Here is a 26,259-nt window from a genome sequence, read left to right as displayed (position 1 = left end):
AGCGAGTGGACGCGGACCGGGTGCCCCGAGCCATGTAGACCCCGACACTCGACGACTCGTGACGATCGGGAGAAGCGAGACGACGCGAATCGGGCGCCCTACCCCGCGCAGACCCCGCCGCACGACCACTCACGATCGACGGCAGACGCGAGAGGACACGAACCGGGCGCTGCACCCCACGCTGACCCCGATACGCGGCCACTCGCCAGAGGCGCGAACGACGAGTGGACGCGAACCGGGCGCTCGAGCGCCCGGAGACCCCGGTACGCGACCGGTCGCGGGGTGCGAGCGCAGGTCGGAGGGCGCGCGGTCAGAGCGGGGTCGCGAGGCGGTAGCCGCGCTTGATGACCGTCGCGACGAGGCGCGGCTCCGGGAGCGACTGGCGCAGGCGGCTGATCGCGACGTCGACCGCGTGGTCGTCGAGCGCCTCGGGGGCGGAGGCGGCGAGCACGCCGCGCGCGACGGTCGCGCCCTCGGCGGCGACCAGGGTGCGGAACAGCGCCAGCGCCACCGGGGTCAGCGGCACCCGCTCCCCCGCGAGCACGGCGTGGCGGCCGCGGAGCTCGAGGGGTCCGTACGCGGTCTCGATGCGCGGGGCGCTCTGCTCGAGGTGCTCGCAGAGCAGGCGGATGAGGGCGCCCATCCGGAACCGGTCGGGGACGATCGGCAGGATCTGCGCCTCGACGAGCGGTGCCGCAGTGACGGGGCCGACCGCCGCGGCGACGACCGTCTCGCGGAACGCGGCCTGCAGGGCGTCGAGCCGGCCCGCGGCCTCGGCGACGGTGAAGAGGGCCTCGACGGCGGGGGCGCTGGTGAAGGTGACGGCGTCGATCCCGCCGCAGCAGATCGCCTCGATCAGGCGGAGGACCCGCGCCGAGTCCTCGTGCACGCTCCAGCGGTAGGGGGCGGCGGTGAGGACCGTCGCGCCCGCGTCAGTCAGGCGCTCGAGCTGGTGCGGGTCGGTGAAGCCGTGCAGCTGCACCGCGATCGTGCGGCCGTCCACTCCCTCGCGCAGGGCCAGGTCGACGAGGGAGGTGGTGGTCTCGCGCTCGCTCATGCCGTGGTCGTCGAGGCCGGCGGCGCGGACGGCTCCGCGGGCCTTCGGACCCCGGACGAGGATCCGCGCGGCCGAGAGCGCGTCGGTGAGCTCGTCGCCGAGGCCCGCGGCGTCGGCCGCCTCGAGCCAGCGGCGCATGCCGTAGGAGGTCGTGGCGAGCAGCACGTCGGGGCGCCCGGCGACGATCGCGCGGGTCTCGTCCTCGAGGACGCCCTCGGTGTCGATGCCGCGCATCCGGATGGTGGGCGCGTGGGTGACGTCGGCGCCGCGGCGCTCGAAGGCGGCGACGAGGTCCTCGGAGCGGCGGTCGGAGGTGACGCCGATGCGGAAGCCGACGAGCTGGTCGGGCCGGAATCCCGGGGAGGAGGCGTCGGATTCGGGTGCGTCGGTGGTGCTCATCGGCGGCCCCCTCGGGCTCTCACGTCGTCAGCGCATCGACCGCGCGGGCGATGCTCTCGGGATCCTGAGAATCATCGCACGAGGCCTGGCGCACGACCTCGCCGATGACGATGACCGCGGGAGAGCGCGGAGCGAGGTCGGCCAGCAGCCCCATCACCTCGCCGACGGAGGTGATCGTGGTGCGCTGGGCGTGCGACCAGCCGCGCTCGACGATCGCGAGCGGCATCCCGGCGGTCATGCCCGCGCGCTGCAGCCCGGCGACCAGGTGCGGGAGGGTGTTCACGCCCATGAGGACGACGAGCGTGCCGCCCAGCCCGGCCAGGTGCCCGAGCTCCTCCTCGCTGAAGGGGGCGTGGCCCGAGACCACGGTGAACGCGCGGCTGACCTCGCGGTGCGTGACCGGGATGCCCGCGGCGGCCGGCACCGAGATCGCGCTCGTCACTCCTGGCACGACCGTGACGGGCACGCCGGCGACGCGGCAGGCGCGCACCTCCTCGGAGCCGCGGCCGAAGACGAACGGGTCGCCGCCCTTCAACCGCACCACGTCCAGGCCGTCGAGCGCGCGGGCGACCATCAGCCGCTCGATCTCGTGCTGCGGCACCGCGTGGTGGCCGGGCGTCTTGCCCACGTCGATGAGCTCGGCGCCGGGCGCCCAGTCGGCGAGGCTGTCGTGCGGGCCGAGGCGGTCGTAGAGCACGACGTCCGCCTCGCGGAGGGCGCGGTGCGCGGCGAGCGTCATCAGGTCGGAGTCGCCGGGGCCGCCCCCGACGATGCTCACGTGCCCGAGGGGCCGGTGGGGAGCGCCGGCCTCGTCGACGGTCCAGATCCCGTGCCGGGCGGCCTCGGCGGAGGCGGCGGCGCGCAGCTCGGCGGCTCCCTCGACCCAGACGAGGAGCGCGGGGCATCCCGCGGCCAGGAGCGACGCGGAGGCGAGCCGCACGGGCAGCGCGTCGTCGGCCTCGCGCCGCTCGACGACCGCCCCTGCGGCGCGGTAGCGGGCGAGCACGCGGCGGGTCCCGGAGGCGGTGCCCACGACGAGCACGCGCCGGCCGGTCAGATCGAGCGAGAGCTGCATCAGGACTCCTTCACCGAAGCGGAAGCGGACGCCGCCAGCGCTGCCGGCGGCCCCACGACGCTGACAGGCCCGACCGGGATCGTCGTCCCCGCCACCAGCACCGGCCCGTCGGAGCGCTCGTCGCTCCCCGCCGGCCGGATCTGCCCGCGCTCCCGCACCGTCGAGACCCGCGGATCCGCGGTGTCGGGTGCGTTCACGAACGAGCGGAAGCGGCGCAGCCGGTCGGGGTCGGCCAGGGTCGCCGCCCACTCGTCGACGTAGGTGTCCACGTGGGTCGCCATGGCGGCCTCCAGTTCGGCGGCGATCCCGAGCGAGTCCTCGCAGACCACCTCGCGCACGTGGTCGAGGCCGCCGGGCAGGTCCTCCTGCCAGCGGGCCGTGCGCTGGAGGCGCTCGGCCGTGCGGACGTAGTACATCACGTAGCGGTCGATGTACTGCACGAGCGTGGCGTCGTCGAGGTCCTGCGCGAGCAGCTGCGCGTGGGCGGGCTGGTAGCCGCCGTTGCCGCCGACGTAGAGGTTCCAGCCGGTGTCGGTCGCGATCACGCCGATGTCCTTGCCGCGCGCCTCCGCGCACTCGCGCGCGCATCCGCTGACGCCCAGCTTGAACTTGTGCGGGGAGCGCAGGCCGCGGTAGCGCTCTTCGAGGAAGATGGCCATGCCGACCGCGTCCTGCACGCCGTAGCGGCACCACGTCGATCCGACGCACGACTTCACCGTGCGCAGCGACTTGCCGTAGGCCTGGCCCGACTCGAAGCCGGCGTCGACCAGCAGGGTCCAGATCTCGGGCAGCTGCTCGAGGCGGGCGCCGAACATGTCGATCCGCTGGCCGCCGGTGATCTTCGTGTAGAGGCCGTACTGCTCGGCCACCTCGGCGATGACCTTGAGCTTGGCGGGCGTGATCTCGCCGCCCGGGATGCGCGGGACGACGGAGTACGTGCCGTCCTTCTGCATGTTGGCGAGCGCCCGGTCGTTGGTGTCCTGCAGGGGCGCCTGGCCCTTGTCGAGGATGTAGGCGTTGGTCTGCGTCGCGAGGACGGAGGCGATCACGGGCTTGCAGACGTCGCAGCCGAGGCCCGAGCCGAACCGCTCCATGACCTGCTCGGCCGAGTGCAGGCCCAGGATCCGCACCGACTCGAACAGCTCGCTGCGGCTGAGCGAGACGTGCTCGCAGAGCGCGCGCGACACCTCCACGCCGGCGCGGGTGAGCTCGGTGTCGAGCAGCTTCTTGACCAGGGGGACGCACGAGCCGCACTGCGTGCCGGCGCGGGTGCAGGCCTTCAGCGGCCCGAGCTCGGTGCAGCCCTCGCCGATGGCGTGGCGCACCTCGCCCACCGAGACGTTGTTGCACGAGCAGAGCTGGACGTCGTCGGGCAGGTCGCCGCTCGGAGCCTCGGCGCCGGCCGCCGCGAGGTACGCGCTGGGCTCGGCGGGCAGCTCGCGGCCGAGCAGGGGGCGGAGGGAGGAGTAGGGCCCCGCGTCGCCGACGAACATGCCGCCCAGCAGGGTCTTCGCATCGTCCGAGACGACGATCTTCTGGTACAGCCCGCGGGCCGGGTCGGCGTAGACGACCTCGAGGGCGCCCTCGCCCGCCCCGAGCGCGTCACCGAAGCTGGCCACCTCGACGCCCGAGAGCTTGAGCTTGGTGGCGTCGTCCACTCCGGGGAACGTCGCGTCGCCGCCGAGCAGCCGGTCGGCGACGACCTCGGCCATCGCGTTGGCCGGTGCGACCAGGCCGACCGTGCGCCCCTGGATCGCGGCGACCTCGCCGATGGCCCAGACGTGCTCGCGGCTGGTGCGGCAGGCGTCGTCGACCACCACTCCTCCGCGCGGAGCGACATCGATGCCGACCGCGCGCGCCAGCTCGTCGCGGGCGGTGATGCCGATCGAGAAGACGACGAGGTCGGCGCCGATGCTCGAGCCGTCGGTCAGGGTGACGCCGAGCACGGTGCCGGTGGGCGAGGTGAGGATCTCGGTGGGCCGGTTGCCGAGGTGCAGCGCGATGCCCTGCGCCGAGATGATGCGGCCGAGCGCCTGGCCCGCGCCCTCGTCGAGCTGCGCGCTCATCAGCCAGCGGCCGGAGTGGATGAGCGCGGTGCGCGCGCCGAGCCGGTGGGCGCCGCCCGCGGCCTCGAGGCCGAGCAGCCCTCCTCCGACCACGACCACGTTCGCCGGGCGGCCCTTGCGCTCCTGGAACGCGGCGAGGTCGGCGACGAGCGAGTCGACGTCCTCGAGCGTGCGGTAGACCCGGCCGTGCTCGGCACCGGCGATCGGGGGAACCGTGGCGGAGGAGCCCGTCGCCAGGACGATCTCGTCGCCCTCGAACCAGCGGCCGTCCGCCAGCTCGACCCGCGGGTGCTCCGGATCGATCGCCACCACGCGGGAGGAGGTGATCAGCCGCGCCGACTCCCACAGGGCGCCGTCGCCGAGGGTCAGGTCCACGCGCCCCTCGAGCCGCTTCGAGAGCGCGACGCGGTCGTAGGGGTGGTGCACCTCCTCGCCGAAGACGGTGATGTCGAGAGCGGAGTCGGCCCGCGCGACGAGCGCGTCGACCAGGCGGTGCGCGGCGGGGCCGGCGCCGACGACGAGCACGCGTCGGGGGGCGTCGGCGGCGGGGTTCGCTCCTGCGGTTGTCATGGGGTCCACCGTAGGCAGGCGCCGTTTCCCCGCCGTTGCCCGGACGTAACGCTCTGTGACGGGCGTCTCACGGTGCCGCGGAGCGGTCGTGAGAGCTTCGTTACGCCCGGGACACCGCAGACGTCATCGGCTGAAACGCGGGGTCCCTACCGTGTCCTTCACCGCCTCCGACCGGCTGCGGGATCCTCGATCGAGAAGGCGGGACCATGACACTCCTCGACCTGACCCGCTCCCCCTCGTCGACCACGACCTGGGTCCCCGTCTGCAACCGCCTCGAGCTCGAGCCGCTCTGGGGCGAGGCCGCGCTCGTCGGCGGCGTCCAGCTCGCGCTCTTCCTCCTCCCCGACGGACGCGTCTTCGCCGTCTCGAACCTCGACCCCGCGACGGGGGCCGCCGTGCTCTCCCGCGGCATCGTCGGCTCGCGGAACGTCGACGGCGTGCAGCGCGCCACCATCGCCTCGCCGCTGCACAAGGACGTCTTCGACCTCGAGACCGGCCGGTGCTACACCTCCGAGTCGCTGCACCTCGCGACGTGGAGTGTGCGGGAGTCGGACGGCGTGATCGAAGTGGCCCAGCGGACCGCTCTCGTCGCGGCCTCGCACGGCACCTCCGACGACGACGGGCGTCGCGCCGTCGCCGCCCTGGTCGACGCGGTGCGGACCGCGAACCCCGCGCTCGACGTGCTCGACTCCTTCGTGGACGTGCAGCAGCCGGACGTGCCCGAGACCCTCGGCACGCTCGAGCCCGGTCGCCCCGCGGTCGTCGTCCCGCTGCTGCTCAGCGCCGGCTACCACGTGCACGTCGACCTCGCCGAGGCCGCGGCCGAGGCGGAGCGACCCGTGCGGGTCACCGGCGCGCTCGGGCCGGATCCGCGGCTCGCGACGGTCCTCGCCCGCCGCCTGCACGAGGCGGGCCTGGGCGAGGGCGACCGGATCGTGCTCGCCGCCGCCGGCTCCAGCGACGCCGGGGCGGTCGCCGACTGCTGGACCACCGGGCGCCTGCTCGCCGCCGAGCTCGGCCGCGAGGTGAGCGTCTCGTTCATCTCGGCCGCCGAGCCGCGCGTCGCCGAGGCGGTCGCCGCCGAGCGCGCGGCCCACCCCAGCGAGCGCGTCGTCGTCTCGACCTACCTCCTGGCCCCCGGCTACTTCGCCGGCCTGGCCGCCTCCGCGGGCGCCGACGTCGCGTCCGCCCCTCTTCTCACCGCCGTCGATCCGCCCGCGCGCGAGCTCGTCGACATCGTCTCGGAGCTGTTCGGGCGCCACGCCTGAGCACCCCGCTCCCCCCGCACCACCACCGCTCCACCTCCCCTTCCCGAGCCCGCCCCCGCGCGCGCCGACCCTTCCCCGGAGGACCACGATGACTGCTGCACCACCGACCACCGCCCCCGCCACCGCCGCTCCCGGCTCCGGCATCACCCGCCGGCCCGGCCGCTGGATCGACGGCTGGAACCCCGAGGACCCCGCTCAGTGGGAGGCGGAGGGGCGCTCGGTCGCCGGCCGCAACCTGCGCTGGTCGATCTTCGCCGAGTTCCTCGGCTTCGTCGTCTGGCAGCTCTGGTCGGTCGTCGTGGTGCAGCTGCCCGCGGCAGGCTTCGACTTCACCACGGGCGAGATCTTCTGGCTGATCTCGATGCCGAGCCTGGTCGGGGCGACGCTCCGGATCCCCTACACCTTCATGGTCCCCCGCTTCGGCGGGCGCAACTGGACCATCGTCTCGGCGGCGCTCCTGCTCATCCCGAGCATCGGGCTGGCGCTCGCGGTCGGGAACCCCGAGACGCCCTTCGGAGTGATGCTGCTCATCGCGGCGCTCGCCGGCTTCGGCGGCGGCAACTTCGCCAGCTCCATGGCGAACATCACCTTCTTCTACCCGCACGCCCAGAAGGGCTACGCACTGGGGCTCAACGCCGCGGGCGGCAACCTGGGTGCGGCCGTCGCGCAGCTGATCGTGCCGATCGCCATCACGATCGGCGCCGCGGCGACCGTCAACCTGCCGCTCGCCGGCTGGATCTGGGTGCCCTTGATCGTCGTCGCGATGATCGGGGCGTACAAGCGGATGGACAACCTCTCCACCGCCAAGGCCGACGTCGCCGCCTCCCTCGCCGCTCTGCGCGAGCCGCACCTGTGGATCCTGGCCGTGCTCTACATCGGCACCTTCGGCTCCTTCATCGGCTTCGCCGGGGTGTTCCCCAAGCTCATCGCCGACACGTTCCCCGAGTACTCGACCTTCGCCGTGGGCTCTGCGACCCTCACGCTAGCGTTCCTCGGCGCCCTCGTCGGCTCGCTCTCCCGCCCCTACGGCGGCCGCCTCGCCGACCGCTTCGGCGGGGCGCCGGTCACGATCGTCGCGTTCATCGCGATGGGCGCCGGCATCGTCGGAGTCATCGCGACGCTCCCGCTGGGCAGCTTCTGGCTGTTCCTCCTCGGCTTCCTCGTGCTGTTCGCCGCGGCGGGCATCGGCAACGGGGCGACCTACCGGATGATCCCCACCGTCTTCGCCCTGCGCGCCCGCCAATCGGGCAGCGACGGCGTCGGCGCCCAGCGCAAGGCGGCCGCCGCCCTCGGGCTCATCTCGGCCATCGGCGCCTACGGCGGCTTCGTCATCCCGCAGCTCCTGGGCTTCTCGAAGACCGAGTTCGGCGACTACACGACGGCCCTGGGCTGGTTCGTGGGCGCCTACGCGGTGATGCTCGCGATCACGGCGGGCGTCTACCTCCGCCTCGCCGCGACGACGGGGACCAGGATCTAGGCATGGAGACCGCCGCCGCACCGTCCGCCCCCGCGGGCGTCGACTCCCACTGCCCCTACTGCGCACTGCAGTGCGCGATGACGCTGACGCCGGTCGACGCACCGACGCCGATCGCCGTCGCCGGGCGGGAGTTCCCGACGAACCGGGGCGGGCTGTGCGCGAAGGGCTGGACGGCGGCGGAGCTGCTCGCGAGCGGACAGCGGCTGCGCGCTCCGCTGATGCGGGGCGCGGACGGCACCTTCGCCGAGGTGACGTGGGAGCGGGCGCTGGACGCCGTGGCGGAGGCGGTCGTCTCGACCCGCGACCGCCACGGCGCCGACGCGGTCGCGGTCTTCGGCGGCGGCGGTCTCACCAACGAGAAGGCGTACCAGCTGGGGAAATTCACCCGCATCGCCCTCGGCACCTCGCGGATCGACTACAACGGCCGGTTCTGCATGTCCTCGGCCGCGGCGGCCGGCAACCGGGCGTTCGGAGTCGATCGCGGGCTCCCGTTCCCGGTGGCCGATCTCGACGAGGCCGACACGATCCTCCTGCTCGGCTCGAACGTCGCGGCGACCATGCCGCCGTTCCTCGCGCACCTCGCCGGGGCGCGCTCGCGCGGCGGTCTCGTGGTCGTCGATCCGCGCCGCTCCGCCACCGCCCGCCTCACCGAGGACGGCGCGGGAACGCACCTGCAGCCGGCTCCCGGCACCGACCTCGCCCTGCTGCTCGGGCTCACGCACCTCGTGCTCGCGGAGGGGCTCGCCGACGCGGAGTACCTCGAGGCGCGGACGACCGGCTTCGACGCGGTCCGCCGCAGCGTCGCGTCGTGGTGGCCCGAGCGCACCTCCTCCGTCACCGGCGTGCCGGTCGAGCTGCTGCGCCGCACCGCGCGGCGGCTCGCCGAGGGCCGCTCCTACGTGCTCACCGGCCGCGGCGTCGAGCAGCACGTCGACGGCACCGACACCGCCACCGCGGCGATCAACCTGTCCCTCATCCTGGGCCTCGTCGGCCGCCCCGGCTCGGGCTACGGCACCCTCACCGGCCAGGGCAACGGGCAGGGCGGCCGCGAGCACGGCCAGAAGGCCGACCAGCTGCCCGGCTACCGCTCGATCCGCGATCCGGAGGCGCGCCGCCACGTCGCCGGGGTCTGGGGAGTCGACGAGGCGTCGATCCCCGGTCCGGGGCTGCCGGCCGTCGCCCTCCTGGGCGAACTAGGCCGCTCCGTCCGGTGCCTCCTCGTGCACGGCTCGAACGTGGTCGTCTCGGCGCCCGACGTCGACGCGGTGCGGGCGGGGCTCGAGGCGCTCGACACCCTCGTGGTCTGCGACTTCTTCCTCTCCGAGACGGCGGCGCTCGCCGACATCGTCCTCCCCGTGCCGCAGTGGGCGGAGGAGGAGGGCACCATGACCTCGCTCGAGGGCCGGGTGCTGCGCCGCCGCCGCGCCCTCGAGCCGCCGTCGGGCGTCCGCAGCGAGCTCTGGATCCTGAGCGAGCTCGCCCGCCGGCTCGAGGCGCCCTCGACCTGGTCGACCGTTCCGTCCGAGGTGTTCGACGAGCTGGCGCGCGCCTCCGCCGGCGGCCCGGCCGACTACTCCGGACTCTCGCACGCCCTGCTCGACACGGGAGCGGAGGCCTACTGGCCCTACCCCGTCGGCAGCACCGGCACCCCGCGCCTCTTCGGCGAGCGCTTCGGCCACCCCGACGGCCGCGCGCGACTGGTCGCGGTCTCCGCCGCCGACCGTTGGGTCGTCGACCGCGGCGACGAGCTGACGCTGATCACCGGGCGCTACCTGCAGCAGTACCAGTCGGGCACGCAGACCCGCCGGGTCGCCGAGCTCGACGCGGCCCGCCCCGAGGCGCGGCTCGAGATCCACCCGGCCACCGCCTCGCGACTCGGCGTGCGCGACGGCGCCCCCGTCTCGATCGGCAACGCGCGCGGAGTCGTCACCGCCCGCGCGAGCGTCACCGCCGACATCCGCCACGACACCGTCTTCCTGCCCTTCCACTACGCGGGGCGCCAGTGCGCCAATCTGCTGACGGAGGCGGTCGTCGATCCGATCTCGTCCATGCCGGAGTTCAAGCGCACCCGCGTCTGGGTCCGTGCGGAAGGAGTGCCCGATGCCTTCTGAGACCCCCGAGCGCGTGGTGCTCCTGGGCTACGGTCCCGTCGGCGCGCGCTTCGTCGAGGAGCTGCTGCCCGCCGTCCGCGCCGGGTCCGTCACCCTCACGGTCGTCGGCGCCGAGCCCGAGGACGCCTACAACCGGGTGCTGCTCGCCGAGTACGCCGTCGGCCGGGCCGCGCGCGACCGCCTCGACCTCGGCGACCGGGCGACGGCGGAGGAGGCGGGCGTCGTCTTCCTCCTCGGCGCGGCCGCCGTCGGCCTCGACCGCGCGCGGAACGTCGTGCGCCTGCACGACGACGAGCGCCTCGCCTACGACCGCCTCGTCTTCGCCACCGGTGCCCGGGCGAACGTGCCCACGCTCGCCGGGATGGAGCGCTCGCGCCGCGACCGCCGGGTGCGCTCGGCCTCCCCCGAGACCCTCGATCAGGGCGCGAGTCCGCTGCCCGACCGCGTCGTCGCGCTCCGCGACCTCGCCGACGCGCACGTCGTCCGCGAGGCGGTCCGCGCCGGCTCGCGCATCGTCGTGCTGGGCGCGGGAGTGCTCGGAGTCGAGTTCGCGCTCGCCGCCGCGGAGCAGGGCGCCGAGGTCGTCGTGGTCTACCACGGCGACATCCCCATGGGGCGCAACCTCGATCACGGCGGCGGGCGGATGCTCGCCTCGGCGGCCCGCGCGGCCGGCGTCGACATGGTGTCGCACGCCCGCTCCGAGAGCATCCTGCTGGCCCACGACGACCTCGGCCGCGCGCACTTCCAGGCGCTGGTCTGCGCCGACGGCAAGCAGATCGAGGGCGACCTGCTCGTGCTGTCCTGCGGAGTCGGCGCGCGCACCGAGCTCGCGGCGAGCGCCGACCTCGCGGTCTCGACCGGGATCCTCGTCGACGAGCACCAGCGCAGCTGGAGCGACCCGGACGTCTACGCGATCGGCGACTGCGCGCACGTCGCCCCGCGCGGCTCCGCTCTGCCCGACGGCCGGGTCGAGGGCGGGCCCAGCGGACTGATCGGACCCGGCTGGCAGCAGGCCGACCGCCTCGCCGCCCGCATCACCGCCGAGGCGTCCGGGCGCGCGGCCGACGAGCGCGTGCCCGAGGCCCGCCAGGCCGTGGTCATGCTGAAGGCCGAGGGCGTCGACCTCGTCGCGGGCGGCGACCCGACCCCCGAGCCGTGGGACGCGACTCCCCACTCCGCCTCGTGCGGCGACCACGCCGAGGTGACCGTCTGGGCCGATCCCGCCCGCGGCGGCTACGCGAAGCTCGTGACGGTCGGCGGCGTGCTGCGCGGCTTCGTCTCGGTCGGCCTGCCGCGCGTGGGCGCCGAGCTGACGCTGCTGTTCGAGCGCGGCTCCGAGCTGCCCGCCGACCGCTCGAGCCTCCTGCGGCTGGACGCCCCGGATGCGGGGGCCGCCCCGACCGGTGACCCGTTCGCTCCGGACGCCACCGTCTGCTGGTGCAACGGCATCTCGGCCGGCACCATCACGGAGGCGGCAGCCGCCGGCCACGACACGGTCGCCTGCATCGGCACGGCGACCCGGGCCGGCACCGGCTGCGGCGGCTGCACCGGCCGCATCGCCGAGCTGCTCGCGCGCACGGCCGTCCCGGCCTGAGGGCCGCGGGACGACGAAGGGGGAGGCCGGACGGGTGCCCGGACTCCCCCTTCGCGGGATCTGCTGGGATCAGGCGCGCGAGGTGCGGCGCTTCACGGCGACCAGCGACACGGCGCCCGCCAGGAGCAGCGCTGCACCGCCGAGCGCGAGGCCGGAGGCGTCGGCTCCGGTGCTCGCGAGCGTGCCTCGTCCGGTCGTGTCGCGCGGCGCCCCGGCGACGGCCGTCGGTGTCTCGGTCGGTGACGGCGCGGCCGTCGGAGTAGCCGGAGCAGGCGCGGAGGTGGCGATCGGCGTCGGAGCGGCCGTCGGAGTCCCGGTCGGGGTCGGAGCGGCCGTCGGGGTGGGCTCGGCCGTGGGCGGCACCGCGGGCCCCTCGCCGGGAGCGCCGCCGTCGAGGGAGGCGGCGGCGATCAGCCGGCCGTACTCGTCGAACGAGGCGTAGGTGTGCGGCTCGTCCGTGTACTCCGCCGGGATGGTCTGCGTGTACGCCCCGCCCGCGATCACGGACGTGCCGATCTGCGTCGGCTCGGAGTAGATGTAGCTCGTGACGGCGAGCCCGTCGAGGTCGCCCGGCGTCTCGTCGCTGAACTGCAGTCCGCTCACCGTGAGGTCGAAGGCGACGCCGCTCTCGTACTGCGCCGGCGCGAGGTCGTAGTCGCCGACCGCGATGAGGCCGCCGTTCTCGAGCGCCTCGAGGCTCGGCGCGGTCGGGATCGGTGCCTCGCCGACGAGGGTCTCCTCGTAGGTGTCGGCGTCGATCGTCCACGTCACGGTCTCTCCGCGGTAGGCGGCCACCTCGTAGACCGTGGCGGGCGGATCGTCCCGCGGGTTCTCGGGGTCCGTCAGGTACACGTCGACGGGACCGGAGTACGTCGTGAGGGTGCCCGTGCCGTCGGCGTCGAGGGTCGTGGTCGTCCAGCCGACGGAGCCAGCCGAACCGGGGACCTGGAAGCCGGCCACGGCGAGGCGGCCCGCCGACTCCGGGCCGAAGTCGACCTCGACGGTGCCGCCGTTGGCGGGGATCCCGTCCTTCTCGCCGGCGGCAGCGGGCCCTGCTCCGACGAGCACCCCCGCTGCGGTGATGGACAGGACGACGGCGGCCCTCAGGCCGCCGGTGATGATGCGCGCGCGTGTGTCCACGTGCTTCCCCCCGGGATGGTGCTGATGATGGCGCGGCGCAGATCGGCCGCTCAGGGCGATCATCCAGGTCTGCTCAGGGAATCACAAGCCTGCGGTCACGATCGGTCGCACGACCGGCGCGGAGCCTCACAGGCCGACGTCGACCGCGTCGGCCAGACGGCGGGTCACCGCGCGCAGCTCGAGCTCCGCACCGCGGAGCCGCTCCTCGATCTCGGCCGCGCCACGCTCGCTCGCATCGTGGCGTCGAGCCTGCTCCTCGGCCGCCTCGTCCGCGGAGCTCCGCGCCTCGGCGAGAGCACCGCCGAGATCGTCGGAGGAGGCCCGCAACGCGGCGAGCTCGTCACGGAGCCCGCCGAGCTCGCTCCGGACCGCCGCCAGCTCGTCCCGCAGCGCGGCCGTCTCGGCGCGGACCTCCTCGGTGCGCAGGCGCGCCTGCTCGAAGTACGGCGCCACGAGGCGGTGCACGGCCTCGCGCAGGGCGAGTCCGCCCCGGCCGAGCTTCGTCGGCACCGAGCCGGGGGCGTCCCGGTACTGGTCGTCACTGGTCATCGTCGTCGTCCCGTCCGGAGAGCCGGCGGTGAAGCAGATCCATCGCCCGGCGGTCCTTGTCCATGATGGCGGCCTCGAGGCCGGTGTCGGCGGTGCGCTCCGCGAGGTCGCCCGGCCTGGTGCGGCGCACGAGCGAGCGCTCGATCAGCTCGACCGACCGCTCGAACGAGAGCGGACCGCGCGCCGTCGCCCGTCCGCGGCGGCCGAGGGCCTCCAGGTCGACGGCTCCCGTGACCACGTCGCGCATCGCGGCGAGCAGGGAGTCGGCCGAGCGGGTGATCTTGAGGCAGTCCACTCCGTCGATCAGGAACTCGGCCACTCCGCTCGTCCCGGTGACGATCGGCACGCAGCCCGCGGCGGCCGCCTCGACGGGAGCGACGCCGAACGCCTCGCCCGACCAGGTCGGGAACAGGAACGCGTCGGCCCGGCCGTGCGCGGCGAGCACCTCCTCGCGCGGGCGGGCGCCGTGGAACTCGACGACGCCGTCGAGTCCCGCCTCGGCGGCCCGGGCGCGGTAGCCCTCGACGTCGCCGTCGCCATACAGGTCGACCCGGAAGTCGCGCGTCTCAGCGGCCAGCGCCGCGGCCGCCTCGAGCACCAGGTCGACGCCCTTGTGCTCGCCGAGCGACGCGGCGAAGGTGAAGCGCGTGATCCCGCCGTCGCGGTAGGTGCGCTCGGCGCCGGTGTCCGGCGGCACACTCACTCCGCGGCCGATCACCTCGACGTCGCCGAGCGGCCGTCCGCCGGCCTCGATCGCCTCGACCAGGGCCGAGCTGACCGCCACGATCTCGCCGCGCGCGAAGTGCAGCGGATCGTCCGCTCCGTAGACGGCGAGCACCCGCTCGGGCAGTCCGTCGACGAGCTGGTTCGGCACCCGGTCGCCCAGGTTCCACATCCAGCTCGCGTCGACCGCGCGCAGCAGGTCGATCAGCGCGAGCCCGCCCAGCCCGATCAGGTTGAAGGCGACGACGTGCGTCGGAGCGAAGTCGCGCAGCTCCTCGAGCAGGATCCGCGTGTTCTCGAACCGCGACACCGCGCTCTCGTGGTGCATCAGCTGGGCGATCTCGCCGCCCGTCCGCGGCAGCGGGAAGTACGTGCGCAGGCTCAGCGTGCGGTGCACCTCGACGCCGGAGGGCTCGGGCGGGAGGTAGGTGGGCGTGGTCAGGACCCGCACGGTGTGGCCGCGCTCCGCCATCGCCTCGGCGACCCGCGCGCAGGTCATCTCGTAGCCGCCGAGCACCTGCGGCGGGTAGAGGTTGCTGAGGAAGAGGAGCCGCAGCGGCGCAGTCTCGGTGGTCATGCTGTCGGTGGTCATGCGGAGGGCACCTGCCGATCGGGAGTCGCGTCCTCGCGGATCCGGGCGGTGACCGCCTCCGTGTAGCTCGCACGGGCCTGACGGTCGTTGCCGCCGTCCCAGTAGTTCACGAGGTAGAGGCCGGTCTGCTGGGTGCGCGGGACGAAGGGGAACAGCTGAGCACGGGGCTCGATCTGGGCGATGCGGTAGCCGGCGTCGACGGCGCGCACGTGCAGCCAGATGTCGTCGGCGTCGGGAGCGGTCTCGCGGAACGCGTCGCCGTGCCGCGCGACCTCCTCCATCAGTGCGCTCGGGAACAGCTGGCCCGAGACGGAGGTGCCGAACACGTCGAAGGACGCGCGGGTGTCCTCGACCGGGCGCCAGCTCGTGTACGGCGCGACCGCTCCGTCGACGAGGCCCACGCGGTGCGCGCGGTAGCAGAGCACCGTCTCCCGCGGGTAGCGGGAGCGGGCGTCGAGCAGGCCCCGCAGCCACGTGCGCGGGTAGACGATGTCGTCGTCCGAGGTGACCAGGTCGCGCTCGCCCGCGCGGCCCGAGAGCAGGTGCGGGTAGTACTTGGTGTGCACCCGGTAGCCGTCCACCAGCCGCACCTCGAGGCCCCGACGGCGCAGCCGCTGGAGCGCCGGCGGGAGGTCGGCGGCGAGCGCCGGGTCGTCGAGCCACAGCACCAGTCGGGCGGGCCGGGCGTCGCCGCGGGCGATGGACTCGAGGGCCACGTGCACGCGTCGGATGCGCTCGCCGTGCGTGGTCATGGTGACCACGACCTCGCCGTCGGGGTCGACGACGGATCGGCGCGAGAAGCGGTTCGCGAGGTCCAGCGCCAGCAGCTCGAGCCGGAACGCGAGCGAGGCGGGGTGGTCGATCGGACGCGCGGCGACGACCGCCGCTCGGCGCTCGCGGAGCCCGCGCGGCACGGCCCGGATCCGGCGGGAGAGCGCCAGGAGGCGGGTCCTCGGGCGCACCCTCCGACCCAGCGCGGCGAGCCGGGTGCGAGGTCGTACTCGGCGGCCGAGCGCGGCGAGGGCGGGATGCATCGCTCCAGGATAACGGGAGCCGTCGGCGGGCCTCGGGGCGGTCAGGCCCCGTCGACCACGGCGAACGCGCGCACCGGGAAGGTCCCGAAGCCGCTCACCTTCGGCGGAACCGCGGTGAAGCGCGCCCCGGAGGCGGGCAGCTCGCCGAGGCCCGCGAGGTGCTCGACGACGTGCACGCCGGCCCCCAGGAGGAGGGAGTGGGCCGGGCGCGTCCCGGTGCCCTGGGTGTCGTCGATGTTCAGCGAGTCGATGCCGACGAGCACCGCGCCGCCGTCCACGAGCGCCCGCGCACCGTCCTCGGTGAGGAACGGAGCGTCGCGCGCGTACTCCGCGGTGGCGAAGTGCGCGTCCCAGCCCGTCGAGAGCAGCACGGCCGCACCGCGCACGTCGAGTCCGGCGAACGCCGCCGCCCCGACGGCCCTGTCGCCGCGCGCGGTCACCACGAGCGCCGGGAGGTCGACGAGCGTGGCGAGATCGAGGCCCGCGAGGTCCGTGCCCCCGTCGTAGCGGTGGAACGGGCTGTCGAGGTAGGTGCCGGTGTTGCCGATCATCTCGATGACGTCCAGCGCGAACTCCGTACCCGGGGCGTAGGAGGCGCGCGAGGCCTCGCGGGTCAGGTGCGGCCGGATGCGCGGCGCGGGCAGCCCCGGGTAGGTGACGAGGCCGTCCGAGACGGTGTGGCTGAGGTCGACGAAGCGGCGCGGGGAGGAGGTCATGCGCCGATCCTCGCAGTGGCCGGATCTCGCCGTCGCACTACTTCCTGCCACTCCCCCGCGCCTTCGGGCCACAGACCGGGCGCCCCGGGGTCAGCGCTTGGGCAGCGCCGCCGACAGGTCCGCGATCAGGTCGTCGGCGTCCTCGATGCCCACCGAGAGCCGCACCAGCGACTCCGACACCTCGAGCGGAGTGCCCTTGACCGACGCGTGCGTCATCTCGCTCGGGTAGCCGATCAGCGACTCCACGCCTCCCAGCGACTCGGCGAGCTGGAACAGCTCGGTCGACTCGGCGAACTTCCGCGCGGCGCGGGGCGTCGCGAGCTCGACCGACAGCATGCCGCCGAACCCCGACATCTGGCGCTTCGCCAGCTCGTGGCCCGGGTGCGTCGGCAGTCCCGGATAGTGCACGGCCGTGACCGCCGGGTGCTCCGCGAGGAACTCCGCGACCTTCTGCGCGTTGGCCGAGTGCCGCTCCATCCGGATCGCGAGCGTCTTGATGCCGCGCACGGTCAGCCACGCGTCCATCGGGCTCGAGATCGCTCCGACCGCGAACTGCAGGAACCCGATCTTCTCGGCGAGGGGTCCCGAGCGCAGCGCGAGCGCGCCGCCCACGACGTCCGAGTGGCCGCCGAGGTACTTCGTGGTCGAGTGCACGACCACGTCGGCGCCCAGCGCCAGCGGCTGCTGCAGAGCGGAGGAGGCGAAGGTGTTGTCGACGACGACGATCAGGTCGTGCGCGTGCGCCAGGTCTGCCAGCTCCGCGATGTCGCTGATGGTCATCAGCGGGTTCGACGGGGTCTCGACCCACAGCATCTTCGTCTCGCCGGGGACGATCGCACGCTGCACCTCGCGCAGGTTCGACATGTCGACGGCGGTGTTGCGGATGCCCCACGCGGCGTGCACGCGGTCGATCAGCCGGTGGCTCCCGCCGTACGCGTCGTTGCCGAGCACGATGTGGTCGCCCGGGGCGAGCGCGGCGCGGAGCAGGGTGTCCTCGGCCGCGAGGCCCGACGCGAAGGAGTAGGCGACGTCGGCGCCCTCGATCGAGGCGATGAGCTCCTGCAGGGAGTCGCGCGTCGGGTTCGCCGAGCGGGCGTACTCGTAGCCGCCGCGGAACCCTCCGATGCCGTCCTGGACGAAGGTCGACGTCATGTAGACGGGCGGCACGACGGCGCCGGTGGTGGGGTCGAACTCCTGTCCGGCGTGGATGGCGCGGGTGTCGAAGTGCTGCTTCTTGGGCATGAGCGTGCTTTCCGGGTCGAGAGGAGTCGGGGAGGGGGGTGCGCCGGTCACGCGCTGGCGAACGACAGGAGGTCCTGCCGCGTGATGACCGCGACGGGCTTGCCCTCGTCGGTGACGAGGAGGGCGCTGCGATCGGTGAGCGCGGCGCGGGCGGCCGAGACGCTCTCGCCGAGCCCGATCAGGGTCAGCGGGTCGCCGGCGGAGGGGCCGAGCGGGTCGGTCATGGAGGCGGCGCCGCTGAAGACGCGGTCGAGCAGCTCGCGCTCGTCGACCGCTCCGACGACCTCGCCCATCACGACGGGCGGCTCGGCCGAGAGCACCGGCAGCTGCGAGACGCCGTACGTCGTCATGATCTCGATCGCGTCGCGCACGGTGTCGCTCGGATGCGCGTGCACGAGGTCGGGCAACTCGCCGGTCTGCGGATTCGCGGCGCGGGCGCGCAGGACGTCGCGGACGGTGCTCTCCTCGCGGTGCTCGAGGAACCCGTAGGAGCGCATCCACCGGTCGTTGAAGATCTTGCCGAGGTAGCCGCGGCCGCCGTCGGGCAGCAGCACGACGACCACGTCGTCGGGACCGAGGTCGGCGGCCGCCTTGAGCGCGACCGACACGGCCAGGCCGCTCGAGCCGCCCACGAGCAGCCCCTCCTCGCGGGCGAGCCGGCGGGTCATCGCGAACGACTCGGCGTCGCTGGAGGCGATGATGCCGTCGACCACGCTCGGGTCGTAGGCGCTGGGCCAGAAGTCCTCGCCGACGCCCTCGGTGAGGTAGGGACGCCCGCCGCCGCCCGAGTAGACCGAGCCCTCGGGGTCGGCGCCGATGATCTGCACGCGGCCGTCCGACACCTCCTTGAGATACCGGCCGGTGCCGCTGATGGTGCCGCCCGTGCCCACTCCGGCGACGAAGTGGGTGATGCGGCCGGCGGTGTCGCGCCAGATCTCGGGGCCGGTGGTCTCGTAGTGGCTGAGCGGCCCGTTGAGGTTCGCGTACTGGTTGGGCTTGAAGGCGCCGGGGATCTCGCGGGCGAGGCGGTCCGAGACGGAGTAGTAGGAGTCGGGGTCGTCCGGCTCGACGGCCGTCGGAGTGACGACGATCTCGGCCCCGTAGGCCGTGAGCACGTTGCGCTTGTCCTCGCCGACCTTGTCGGGCAGCACGAAGACGCAGCGGTAGCCGCGCTGCTGGGCGACGAGCGCCAGGCCGACACCCGTGTTGCCGCTCGTGGGCTCGACGATCGTGCCGCCGGGCTTCAGCAGGCCGTCGCGCTCGGCCGCGTCGATGATGCGGGTGGCGATGCGGTCCTTCGAGGACCCGCCGGGGTTGAGGTACTCCACCTTCACGAGCACGGTGGCCCGCACTCCGGACGCGACCGGTCCGAGCTTCACGAGGGGGGTGTCCCCGATGAGGTCCAGCACCGAGTCGGCGTAGGCCATCCCGGTCTCCGGGCGTGCTGGCAGGGCTCGATCGAGGGTCATGGGAAAAGCGTAGCAACCGCTGTTCGGCATGTGACGGGAGCCCCTGAACCGCCGCCGGGAACCCGCGCGAGCCCCGTGACGCGGGTGCTCGTGCTGCCCTATCGTGGGGGTCCGCGGCCGTCTCGACGCCCGCTCGAGACGCCCCCCGAGACGCGCGGAACGGACCAGCATGACCACTCCGATCGCCGCCGTTCCGCGGCGCGGCACCGACGGCCGGCTCCTGCGCCTGCTCGGACCCGCCATGGTCGCCGGAGTCGCCTACCTCGATCCCGGCAACGTCGCCAGCAACATGACGGCCGGCGCCCGCTTCGGCTACCTCCTCGTCTGGGTGGTGGTCCTGGGCAACCTGATGGCGTGGCTGATCCAGTACCTCTCTGCCAAGCTCGGCCTGATGACCGGCCGCAGCCTCCCCGAGCTGCTCGGCGACCGGCTCCGCGGCCGCTGGGGCCGCCGGGCCTACTGGGTGCAGGCCGAGGTCGTCGCGATGGCGACCGACCTGGCCGAGGTGATCGGCGGCGCGATCGCGCTGAACCTCCTGTTCGGGCTGCCGCTGCTCGCCGGCGGCCTGGTGACCGGCGCGGTGTCGCTCGCGCTCCTGCTCATCCAGACCCGCGGAGGCGCGCGGCCGTTCGAGCGCGTCATCACGGCGCTCATGGTCGTCATCGCCGTCGGCTTCACGATCGGGGTCGTCGTCGATCCGCCCGACGCCGGCTCGGCCGTCGCGGGGCTCGTGCCGCGCTTCGAGGGCTCGGAGTCGGTGCTGCTCGCCGCGTCGATCCTCGGCGCGACCGTCATGCCGCATGCCATCTACGCCCACTCGGCCCTCGCCCGCGATCGCTTCGGCCGGGTCGACGGTGTCGGCGCCCGCCGGAGGATCCTCACGGCCACTCGGATCGACGTCACCGTCGCGCTCGCGATCGCCGGCACCGTGAACCTCGCGATCCTCCTCCTCGCCGCCCACTCGCTCGCGGGCGTCGCCGGCACCGACAGCCTCGAGGGGGCGCACGCGGCCATCGGAGCGGCGCTGGGCCCTGTGATCGCGACCCTGTTCGCGGTCGGCCTCCTCGCCTCCGGGCTCGCCTCGACGTCGGTCGGCGCCTACGCCGGAGCCGAGATCATGCACGGTCTGCTGCACGTGCGGGTGCCGCTCGTCACCCGGCGGCTCGTGACGCTGATCCCGGCGCTCGTCGTGCTCGCCGTGGGCTTCGACCCGACCCGCGCGCTCGTGCTCAGCCAGGTGGTGCTGTCGTTCGGCATCCCGTTCGCGCTGGTGCCGCTGGTTGTCCTGACGCGCGACCGCCGGCTGATGGGCGACCAGGCGAACCGCTGGTTCACGACGCTCGGGGCGGTGCTCGCGGCGGTGTTCCTCATCGTGCTCAACGCACTGCTGCTGTGGCTCACCTTCGCGGGCTGACCCTCCCGGCCGAACCCCGTGCCGTTCGCGTTGATCCGATCCGGAGCCTCTCTCGTTATCCTCTGAGAGCGCCTCTCAGGGCGCCTGCGCCGCGCGACGGCGCGACCGCCCCCGGATGGAACGAGAGAACGCCGCCGTGCCCAAAGACACGATGTCCGCCAAGAACCGCGCCCGCCAGGAGAAGGTCGAGGCCTACAAGCGCGAGCAGGCCCGCAAGAAGAAGAGCGGCCGCATCTGGATCGTCTCGCTCTCGGCCCTCGCGATCCTCGCGATCGGCGGCATCGTGGCCGTCACCGTGATCGGCAACCAGCAGATCGTCGAGGCGCGCAACATCGACGGCCTGCAGACCTTCGAGAACGACGCCGACCACGTCACCGGCGCCGTCGAGTACCCGCAGACGCCCCCGGCGGGAGGCCCGCACAACGCCGTCTGGATGAACTGCGGCGTCTACGACCAGCCCGTCCCGAACGAGAACGCGGTGCACGACCTCGAGCACGGCGCCGTGTGGGCGACCTACGACCCCTCCCTCCCCCAGAGCGAGGTCGACTCGCTGATCGCGGCGCTCCCCGACACCTACACCGTCGTCTCGCCCTACGAGGGCCTCGAGTCGCCGATCGTGCTCAGCGCCTGGGACGCCCAGGTCGCGATCGACTCGCCCGAGGACCCGCGCATCGACGCCTTCGTCGAGCGCTTCTGGCAGGCGTCGACCGCCCCCGAGCCCGGAGCGCCCTGCACCGGGGGCATCGACGCCCCCGGCAAGCAGTGATGGCGGCGGGCAGCACCCGAGGCCGCGTCCTCGTCGCCGCGGTCGCCGTCGTCGCCCTCCTCCTGGGCGTCGCCGGCGGCTACGTCGTCGGAGCGCTCGCACCGTTCGCGCCGACGGCGACCCCGTCCTCGACGAGCGCCGAGGCCGGATTCGCCCGCGACATGCAGGTGCACCACCTCCAGGGCGCCGAGCTGGCGCTGATCGCGCACGAGCGCAGCACCGACGGCGAGGTCCTGACGATCTCGACCGACATCCTGCTCACGCAGCAGCAGCAGGCCGGCCAGCTCTTCGGCTGGCTCGTCTCGTGGGACCTGCCCCAGGCCTCCCCCGAGCCGTCGATGACCTGGATGGGCCGGCCGACCCTCGAGGGCGCCGCCGACGAGCACTCGTCGATGGGCATGGGCACCGAGGAGGGCGTCGTCCCCTCGAGCATGCCCGGCCTGGCGACCCCCGATCAGATCCGCGCGCTCACTGCGTCGTCCGGCCGCGACCTCGACCGCATGTTCCTCGAGCTGATGATCGCGCACCACCGCGGAGCGATCGACATGGCGGAGGCGCTGCTCGCGCGCAGCCGCGACCGCGTCGCAACCGACTTCGCCACCTCCGTCGTGAAAGCGCAGGAGGCCGAGATCTCGCTGATGGAGCAGATGCTCGAGGCCCGCCCGGCCGCCTGACGCCGGATCCCCCTCAGGCCGTGACGGACGACTCGGCCTGCTGGGCGTAGAGGGAGGCGTAGAGCCCGTCGAGCGCGAGCAGCTCCCGGTGCGTCCCCGACTCGACGATGCGGCCCGCGGCGACCACGTGGATGACGTCGGCCGAGACGACCGTCGAGAGGCGGTGGGCGATCGCGATGGTCGTCCGGCCGCGCGACGCGTCGTCGAGGGCGGCCTGCACGATCCGCTCCGAGACGGTGTCGAGGGCGCTCGTCGCCTCGTCGAGGATGAGGACGGCCGGGTCCTTCAGCAGGACGCGCGCGATGGCGAGCCGCTGCTTCTCGCCGCCCGAGAGGCGGTAGCCGCGCTCGCCCACGAGGGTGTCGTAGCCGCCGGGGAACGAGACGATCGTGTCGTGGATGTTGGCGGCGCGAGCAGCCGACTCGAGCTCCTCCTGGGTCGCGTCGGGGCGGGCGTAGCGCAGATTGTCGCCGATCGTCGCGTGGAAGAGGTACGTCTCCTGGCTGACGATGCCGATGTGCGAGACGAGCGACTCCTGGCGCAGCTCGCGCACGTCGGTGCCGGCGAAGCGCACCGCGCCGCCGGTCACGTCGTACAGGCGGGGCACGAGGTACGAGATCGTCGTCTTGCCCGCACCGGAGGGGCCGACGAACGCGACGAACTGGCCCGGAGCGATCGAGACGGAGACGTGGTCGAGGGTCGGCCGCACCTCCTCGCTCTGATCGGGGTAGCGGAACACGACGTCGTCGAGCTCGACGCGGCCGAGCTCCCCGTCGACGTCGCGGGCGTCAGCGCGGTCGGTGATCGCGGGCCGCAGGTCGAGGTACTCGAAGATGCGGGCGAAGAGCGCACCGGCCGTCTGGAGGTCGAGGGCGACCCGCATGAGTCCCAGGAGCGGCCACATCAGCCTGGCCTGCACGGTCGTGAACGCGACGACCGTGCCCGCGGTGACCGTGGTGCCGCCGAGGATCAGCCACGCGGCGGCGAGGTACACGACGACGGGGATCACCGAGAGGAAGATCTGCACCGTCGCGAAGAACCACTGGCCGGACATCTGCTGGCGCACCTGCAGATCGATCTGCCGGCCGTTCTCGTCGGCGTAGCGCGACACCTCCGACTCCTGCCGCCCGAAGCTCTTCGCCAGCAGGATGCCGGAGACGCTCAGCGTCTCCTGGGTGATCGCGGTCATCTCGGACAGCGATTCCTGCGTCTTCGTCGCGATGCGCGCGCGCACCTGACCGACGCGGCGCTGAGCCACGACGAGGACGGGCATGAGCACGAGCGCGACGATCGTCATCTGCCACGACAGCAGCAGCATCGCCACGACGGCCGCGATCACGGTGACCGTGTTGCCGAGCACGCTCGACACCGTGTTGGTCAGCACGGAGGCGACCCCGCCGACGTCGTTCGCGAGGCGCGACTGGATCACTCCGGTGCGCGTGCGGGTGAAGAAGCCGAGCTCCATCGCCTGCAGGTGGCGGAAGAGGCGGATGCGCAGCTCGCCCATCACGGAGTTGCCCACCGTGGCGGTCAGCAGCGTCTGCCAGACGCCGAGGACCGCCGACAGCACCCAGACCAGCACCATGATGCCGACGAGCTCGAGCAGGACCGGGAGGTTCGGAGTGCCGTCGGGCGGGAACAGGCCGCGGTCGAAGGCGAGCTGGGTGAGCAGCGGCGGCACGACCGTGAGGGCGGCGCCGACGAGGACGAGCGCGACCGTGAGCGTCAGCTTGGCGCGGTGCGCGCGGAACAGATCCGCGATGCGCCGCAGCAGGTGCTCGACCCGCGGGGCCTCCTCGTTCTGCCGCCGCTGGCTGTCGGGATCGCTGCTCGAGATCCTCCCGCGCACCGCTCCCGGGCGCATGCCGCCGCTCGCCGCCACGTCGCCCATCCTGCTCATCGCTCGACCATAACCCCGGCCGCCGACACCTTCTCCCGCTTCCGCCCAGGGCGGATCCGTGCTTGCGGCTGCGCCTGAACTGCGCGGAACGCCGAACGGCCCGGGGCCCCTGCTGAGCAGGAGTCCCGGGCCGTGGAGCGACGCGCGGTGCCGTGAGGCGCAAGGCGGAGGAGGAGAGCTGTAGCGGAGCTACTGCCGACGACGACAACGCCGCGGATCGCGGTGCCGCGGGTCGCTCAGCCCTTGGTCGCGCCGGCGAGCAGGCCGCGGACGAAGAACCGCTGGAGGGCGAAGAACACGATGAGCGGCACGATGATCGAGATGAACGCGCCCGCCGTGAGCAGCTCCCACGACTGCCCGTAGGAGCCCGAGAGGTCCTGCAGCGCCTTCGTGATCGGCAGCCCCTGCCCGGAGGTGAAGACGGTCGCGACCAGCAGGTCGTTCCACACCCACAGGAACTGGAAGATGCCGAAGGAGGCGATCGCCGGCACCGAGAGCGGCAGGACGATGCGGAAGAAGATCTGGCCGTGGCCGGCTCCGTCCACGCGCGCCGCCTCGATGACCTCGCCGGGGATCTCGGAGATGAAGTTGTGCAGCATGAAGATCGCGAGCGGCAACGCGAAGATCGTGTGCGCGATCCACACCTTCGCGTACGAGCCGTCCAACCCGTTCACCCCGAGCCCGGGGAGGATGTAGAGGTTGCCGATGCGCAGTCCGTCCGAGAACAGCTGGAGCAGCGGCACGAGTGCCATCTGGATGGGCACGATCTGGAGCGAGAACACGAGCACGAAGAGCGTGTTGCGGCCCTTGAAGTCGATCCAGGCGAACGCGTAGGCCGCGAGGCTCGCGATCGTGATCGGGATCAGCGCCGCGGGCAGCGTGATGACGAGCGAGTTCACGAACGCCTTGCCCAACGTCAGGCTGTCGCCCGAGTTGATGGCGTTCGCGTAGTTGTCGAGCGTGAAGCCGGGGTTGGCGAAGATCGTCCACCAGCCGGTCGTCTTGATGTCGTTCGCGGGGCGGAACGACGAGATGAACAGCCCGAGGGTCGGGATCGTCCAGATCGCCGCGATGATCGCGGCCGCGAGGGTCGCTCCGCGCGAGGTGGTCGCCTTGCGGACCTTGCCGCTGGCCGTCTCGATCTTCGACTCCCCGCGGGCGAGGCGCCGTTCGGTGGTGCGGTCGACCGGGACCTGGATCGGAGTGGGCGTGACGCTCATCGGATCTCCCTCTGCTTGGCGAGCTGGCGGGCGTTGTAGACGACGATCGGCAGCACGAGCAGGAACAGGATGACCGCGAGGGCCGCGCTGTAGCCGCTGCGGGCTCCGAGCTGGAACTGGCGCACCATCTCGAAGGCCAGGACCGTCGTGTCGGAGCGGCCGCCGGTCATCGCCGAGACGATGTCGAAGACCTTGAGGGAGGCGATCGAGATGGTCGTCAGGACCACGACGATCGAGGAGCGGATGCCCGGCACCGTGACGTTCCAGAACGACTGCCAGGCGTTGGTGCCGTCGAGCGACGCCGCTTCGAGCTGCTCGGACGGGACGCCCTTGATGGCGGCGGAGAGCACCGTCATCGCGAAGCCGGCCTGCGTCCAGATGAGCACGACGACCAGGAAGAGCGTGTTCCACGGCTCCAGGCCCAGCCAGTCGACCGGAGTGGCGCCGAACGCGGTCAGGATGCCGTTGAGAACACCGATCTGCTCGCCCTGGCGCACGTCGTAGAAGAACTTGAAGATGATCGAGGCGCCGACGAACGAGATCGCCATCGGCATGAAGACCAGCAGCTTGAAGAACTTCTCGCCGCGGCTCTTGTCGATGAACACGGCGTACGCGAGGCCGATGGCCGTCGCGGTGATCGGGGCGAGGAGCACCCAGACCACGGTGTTCAAGAACGCCGTCACGCCGTCGGGGCTGGTGAAGACCCAGATGAAGTTGTCGAGCCCGGCGAAGCCGGATCCGTCGTTCTTCATGAACGCGTTCAGCGCCGTCGTGATCGTCGGGTAGATCAGGCCGATCAGGATGAAGAACGCGGCCGGAGCCATGAACGCGACCAGCTGGAGCCCGTAGCCCGCGCCTTTGCGGGACCGGAAGTCGAGCAGGAACAGGATCCCGCCCAGCACCGCGGCGACGACCGCGACCCACATGACCGAGTTGTAGAGGCCGAACGCGAGGAGCAGCACGACCGGCAGGAGCACGGTGACCGCGAGACGCAGGACCGTGTAGCCGGTGCCGCGCCGGGGCGCGATCTCGACGAAGAACAGGATGATCGCGACGACTGCCGCGAACGCGAGGAGGATGATCGGGATCTGCGCGAGCGGGGGGATGCTCGCCAGCCACTGGAAGAATGCGGACATGGACGCCCTTTCGAGTGCGACTCTGAACTCAGGTGAAGCCTAGCGACGACGAGGGCCGCCGCCCAGG

General features: G+C 73.1%; 20 protein-coding genes. 7 read left to right on the top strand and 13 right to left on the bottom strand.

The window, feature by feature from the left end:
• Nucleotides 1–310 precede the first annotated feature (310 nt).
• From ASF48_RS11070 to nirB, 3 genes are read right to left on the bottom strand one after another with little or no spacing between them, the layout of a single operon-like run.
• Nucleotides 311–1,456 carry a uroporphyrinogen-III synthase gene (locus tag ASF48_RS11070; protein ID WP_055791082.1) on the bottom strand — a complete coding sequence of 382 codons (1,146 nt, stop codon included), beginning with the start codon at nucleotides 1,454–1,456 and terminating at the stop codon, nucleotides 311–313.
• A gap of 19 nt (nucleotides 1,457–1,475) precedes the next feature.
• On the bottom strand, nucleotides 1,476–2,531 hold the full coding sequence (cobA, locus tag ASF48_RS11065; RefSeq protein WP_055791079.1) for a uroporphyrinogen-III C-methyltransferase: 1,056 nt from the start codon (nucleotides 2,529–2,531) through the stop codon (nucleotides 1,476–1,478).
• Nucleotides 2,531–5,167 (bottom strand): nitrite reductase large subunit NirB, encoded by a 2,637-nt coding sequence (gene nirB / locus ASF48_RS11060; RefSeq protein ID WP_055791077.1) that lies wholly within the window; start codon nucleotides 5,165–5,167, stop codon nucleotides 2,531–2,533. Before nirB ends, cobA begins: the two co-directional genes overlap by 1 nt.
• A 206-nt stretch (nucleotides 5,168–5,373) precedes the next feature.
• On the opposite strand from nirB, the gene nirD reads away from it, so the two are divergent.
• From nirD to ASF48_RS11040, 4 genes are all read left to right on the top strand, one after another.
• Nucleotides 5,374–6,435 (top strand): nitrite reductase small subunit NirD, encoded by a 1,062-nt coding sequence (gene nirD / locus ASF48_RS11055; protein WP_082481287.1) that lies wholly within the window; start codon nucleotides 5,374–5,376, stop codon nucleotides 6,433–6,435.
• An 88-nt stretch (nucleotides 6,436–6,523) separates the two neighbouring features.
• On the top strand, nucleotides 6,524–7,912 hold the full coding sequence (locus ASF48_RS11050; RefSeq protein WP_055791075.1) for an MFS transporter: 1,389 nt from the start codon (nucleotides 6,524–6,526) through the stop codon (nucleotides 7,910–7,912).
• A 2-nt stretch (nucleotides 7,913–7,914) separates the two neighbouring features.
• Nucleotides 7,915–10,023, top strand: coding sequence for a molybdopterin oxidoreductase family protein (locus ASF48_RS11045; protein ID WP_055791074.1), 2,109 nt, complete (start codon nucleotides 7,915–7,917; stop codon nucleotides 10,021–10,023).
• Nucleotides 10,013–11,617: an FAD-dependent oxidoreductase gene (locus ASF48_RS11040; RefSeq protein WP_082481284.1), complete on the top strand. Its 1,605-nt coding sequence runs from the start codon at nucleotides 10,013–10,015 to the stop codon at nucleotides 11,615–11,617. The genes ASF48_RS11045 and ASF48_RS11040 overlap by 11 nt, the downstream gene beginning before the upstream one ends.
• A 69-nt stretch (nucleotides 11,618–11,686) precedes the next feature.
• Here the strand turns inward: ASF48_RS11040 and ASF48_RS11035 are convergent, their stop codons facing one another.
• From ASF48_RS11035 to ASF48_RS11005, 7 genes are all read right to left on the bottom strand, one after another.
• On the bottom strand, nucleotides 11,687–12,757 hold the full coding sequence (locus ASF48_RS11035) for an LPXTG cell wall anchor domain-containing protein (protein ID WP_055791068.1): 1,071 nt from the start codon (nucleotides 12,755–12,757) through the stop codon (nucleotides 11,687–11,689).
• A 126-nt stretch (nucleotides 12,758–12,883) separates the two neighbouring features.
• Nucleotides 12,884–13,306 (bottom strand): hypothetical protein, encoded by a 423-nt coding sequence (locus tag ASF48_RS11030; RefSeq protein WP_055791065.1) that lies wholly within the window; start codon nucleotides 13,304–13,306, stop codon nucleotides 12,884–12,886.
• Nucleotides 13,296–14,621, bottom strand: coding sequence for a glycosyltransferase family 4 protein (locus ASF48_RS11025; RefSeq protein ID WP_055791062.1), 1,326 nt, complete (start codon nucleotides 14,619–14,621; stop codon nucleotides 13,296–13,298). Before ASF48_RS11025 ends, ASF48_RS11030 begins: the two co-directional genes overlap by 11 nt.
• Nucleotides 14,618–15,655, bottom strand: coding sequence for a glycosyltransferase (locus ASF48_RS11020; protein ID WP_157603147.1), 1,038 nt, complete (start codon nucleotides 15,653–15,655; stop codon nucleotides 14,618–14,620). The genes ASF48_RS11025 and ASF48_RS11020 overlap by 4 nt, the downstream gene beginning before the upstream one ends.
• 41 nt (nucleotides 15,656–15,696) lie before the next feature.
• Complete coding sequence (locus ASF48_RS11015; RefSeq protein ID WP_055791056.1) at nucleotides 15,697–16,371, bottom strand: cyclase family protein; 675 nt, start codon at nucleotides 16,369–16,371, stop codon at nucleotides 15,697–15,699.
• Between the two features lie 90 nt (nucleotides 16,372–16,461).
• Nucleotides 16,462–17,613 carry a cystathionine gamma-synthase gene (locus ASF48_RS11010; RefSeq protein WP_055791053.1) on the bottom strand — a complete coding sequence of 384 codons (1,152 nt, stop codon included), beginning with the start codon at nucleotides 17,611–17,613 and terminating at the stop codon, nucleotides 16,462–16,464.
• 47 nt (nucleotides 17,614–17,660) lie between these two features.
• Nucleotides 17,661–19,040 carry a cystathionine beta-synthase gene (locus ASF48_RS11005; RefSeq protein ID WP_055791051.1) on the bottom strand — a complete coding sequence of 460 codons (1,380 nt, stop codon included), beginning with the start codon at nucleotides 19,038–19,040 and terminating at the stop codon, nucleotides 17,661–17,663.
• A gap of 211 nt (nucleotides 19,041–19,251) precedes the next feature.
• Between ASF48_RS11005 and ASF48_RS11000 the strand changes: the two genes are divergently transcribed.
• The 3 genes from ASF48_RS11000 (at nucleotide 19,252) to ASF48_RS10990 (ending at nucleotide 21,936) form a co-directional block, all read left to right on the top strand.
• Nucleotides 19,252–20,496 (top strand): Nramp family divalent metal transporter, encoded by a 1,245-nt coding sequence (locus ASF48_RS11000; protein ID WP_055791048.1) that lies wholly within the window; start codon nucleotides 19,252–19,254, stop codon nucleotides 20,494–20,496.
• A gap of 136 nt (nucleotides 20,497–20,632) precedes the next feature.
• The gene (locus tag ASF48_RS10995) at nucleotides 20,633–21,262 is read left to right on the top strand and encodes a DUF3105 domain-containing protein (RefSeq protein WP_230673588.1); all 630 of its coding nucleotides are present in this window, start codon (nucleotides 20,633–20,635) and stop codon (nucleotides 21,260–21,262) included.
• Complete coding sequence (locus ASF48_RS10990; RefSeq protein WP_055791043.1) at nucleotides 21,262–21,936, top strand: DUF305 domain-containing protein; 675 nt, start codon at nucleotides 21,262–21,264, stop codon at nucleotides 21,934–21,936. Before ASF48_RS10995 ends, ASF48_RS10990 begins: the two co-directional genes overlap by 1 nt.
• 13 nt (nucleotides 21,937–21,949) lie before the next feature.
• On the opposite strand, the gene ASF48_RS10985 is transcribed toward ASF48_RS10990, so the two are convergent.
• The 3 genes from ASF48_RS10985 to ASF48_RS10975 form a co-directional block, all read right to left on the bottom strand.
• Nucleotides 21,950–23,827, bottom strand: coding sequence for an ABC transporter ATP-binding protein (locus ASF48_RS10985; protein WP_055791040.1), 1,878 nt, complete (start codon nucleotides 23,825–23,827; stop codon nucleotides 21,950–21,952).
• A 245-nt stretch (nucleotides 23,828–24,072) separates the two neighbouring features.
• Nucleotides 24,073–25,056, bottom strand: a complete 984-nt coding sequence (locus tag ASF48_RS10980; protein ID WP_055791037.1) for a carbohydrate ABC transporter permease — start codon at nucleotides 25,054–25,056, stop codon at nucleotides 24,073–24,075.
• Nucleotides 25,053–26,192, bottom strand: coding sequence for a carbohydrate ABC transporter permease (locus ASF48_RS10975; RefSeq protein ID WP_055791034.1), 1,140 nt, complete (start codon nucleotides 26,190–26,192; stop codon nucleotides 25,053–25,055). The genes ASF48_RS10980 and ASF48_RS10975 overlap by 4 nt, the downstream gene beginning before the upstream one ends.
• Between the last annotated feature and the right edge of the window lie 67 nt (nucleotides 26,193–26,259).

Source organism: Rathayibacter sp. Leaf299 (genome assembly GCF_001423055.1).
Lineage (GTDB): Bacteria > Actinomycetota > Actinomycetes > Actinomycetales > Microbacteriaceae > Rathayibacter > Rathayibacter caricis.
This window is presented reverse-complemented; position numbering and strand designations above follow the sequence as displayed.

Excerpts from the sequence above, each read along its gene's own strand:
- ASF48_RS11005 (WP_055791051.1), bottom strand. The coding sequence starts at position 19,040 with ATGGCCTACGCCGACTCGGTGCTGGACCTCATCGGGGACACCCCCCTC.
- ASF48_RS10985 (WP_055791040.1), bottom strand. The coding sequence starts at position 23,827 with ATGGGCGACGTGGCGGCGAGCGGCGGCATGCGCCCGGGAGCGGTGCGC.
- ASF48_RS11000 (WP_055791048.1), top strand. The coding sequence starts at position 19,252 with ATGACCACTCCGATCGCCGCCGTTCCGCGGCGCGGCACCGACGGCCGG.
- ASF48_RS10990 (WP_055791043.1), top strand. The coding sequence starts at position 21,262 with ATGGCGGCGGGCAGCACCCGAGGCCGCGTCCTCGTCGCCGCGGTCGCC.
- ASF48_RS11010 (WP_055791053.1), bottom strand. The coding sequence starts at position 17,613 with ATGCCCAAGAAGCAGCACTTCGACACCCGCGCCATCCACGCCGGACAG.
- ASF48_RS11030 (WP_055791065.1), bottom strand. The coding sequence starts at position 13,306 with ATGACCAGTGACGACCAGTACCGGGACGCCCCCGGCTCGGTGCCGACG.
- ASF48_RS11015 (WP_055791056.1), bottom strand. The coding sequence starts at position 16,371 with ATGACCTCCTCCCCGCGCCGCTTCGTCGACCTCAGCCACACCGTCTCG.
- nirB (WP_055791077.1), bottom strand. The coding sequence starts at position 5,167 with ATGACAACCGCAGGAGCGAACCCCGCCGCCGACGCCCCCCGACGCGTG.
- ASF48_RS11070 (WP_055791082.1), bottom strand. The coding sequence starts at position 1,456 with ATGAGCACCACCGACGCACCCGAATCCGACGCCTCCTCCCCGGGATTC.
- nirD (WP_082481287.1), top strand. The coding sequence starts at position 5,374 with ATGACACTCCTCGACCTGACCCGCTCCCCCTCGTCGACCACGACCTGG.
- ASF48_RS10980 (WP_055791037.1), bottom strand. The coding sequence starts at position 25,056 with ATGAGCGTCACGCCCACTCCGATCCAGGTCCCGGTCGACCGCACCACC.
- ASF48_RS11020 (WP_157603147.1), bottom strand. The coding sequence starts at position 15,655 with ATGCATCCCGCCCTCGCCGCGCTCGGCCGCCGAGTACGACCTCGCACC.
- ASF48_RS11045 (WP_055791074.1), top strand. The coding sequence starts at position 7,915 with ATGGAGACCGCCGCCGCACCGTCCGCCCCCGCGGGCGTCGACTCCCAC.
- ASF48_RS11050 (WP_055791075.1), top strand. The coding sequence starts at position 6,524 with ATGACTGCTGCACCACCGACCACCGCCCCCGCCACCGCCGCTCCCGGC.
- ASF48_RS11025 (WP_055791062.1), bottom strand. The coding sequence starts at position 14,621 with ATGACCACCGACAGCATGACCACCGAGACTGCGCCGCTGCGGCTCCTC.
- ASF48_RS10975 (WP_055791034.1), bottom strand. The coding sequence starts at position 26,192 with ATGTCCGCATTCTTCCAGTGGCTGGCGAGCATCCCCCCGCTCGCGCAG.
- cobA (WP_055791079.1), bottom strand. The coding sequence starts at position 2,531 with ATGCAGCTCTCGCTCGATCTGACCGGCCGGCGCGTGCTCGTCGTGGGC.
- ASF48_RS11040 (WP_082481284.1), top strand. The coding sequence starts at position 10,013 with ATGCCTTCTGAGACCCCCGAGCGCGTGGTGCTCCTGGGCTACGGTCCC.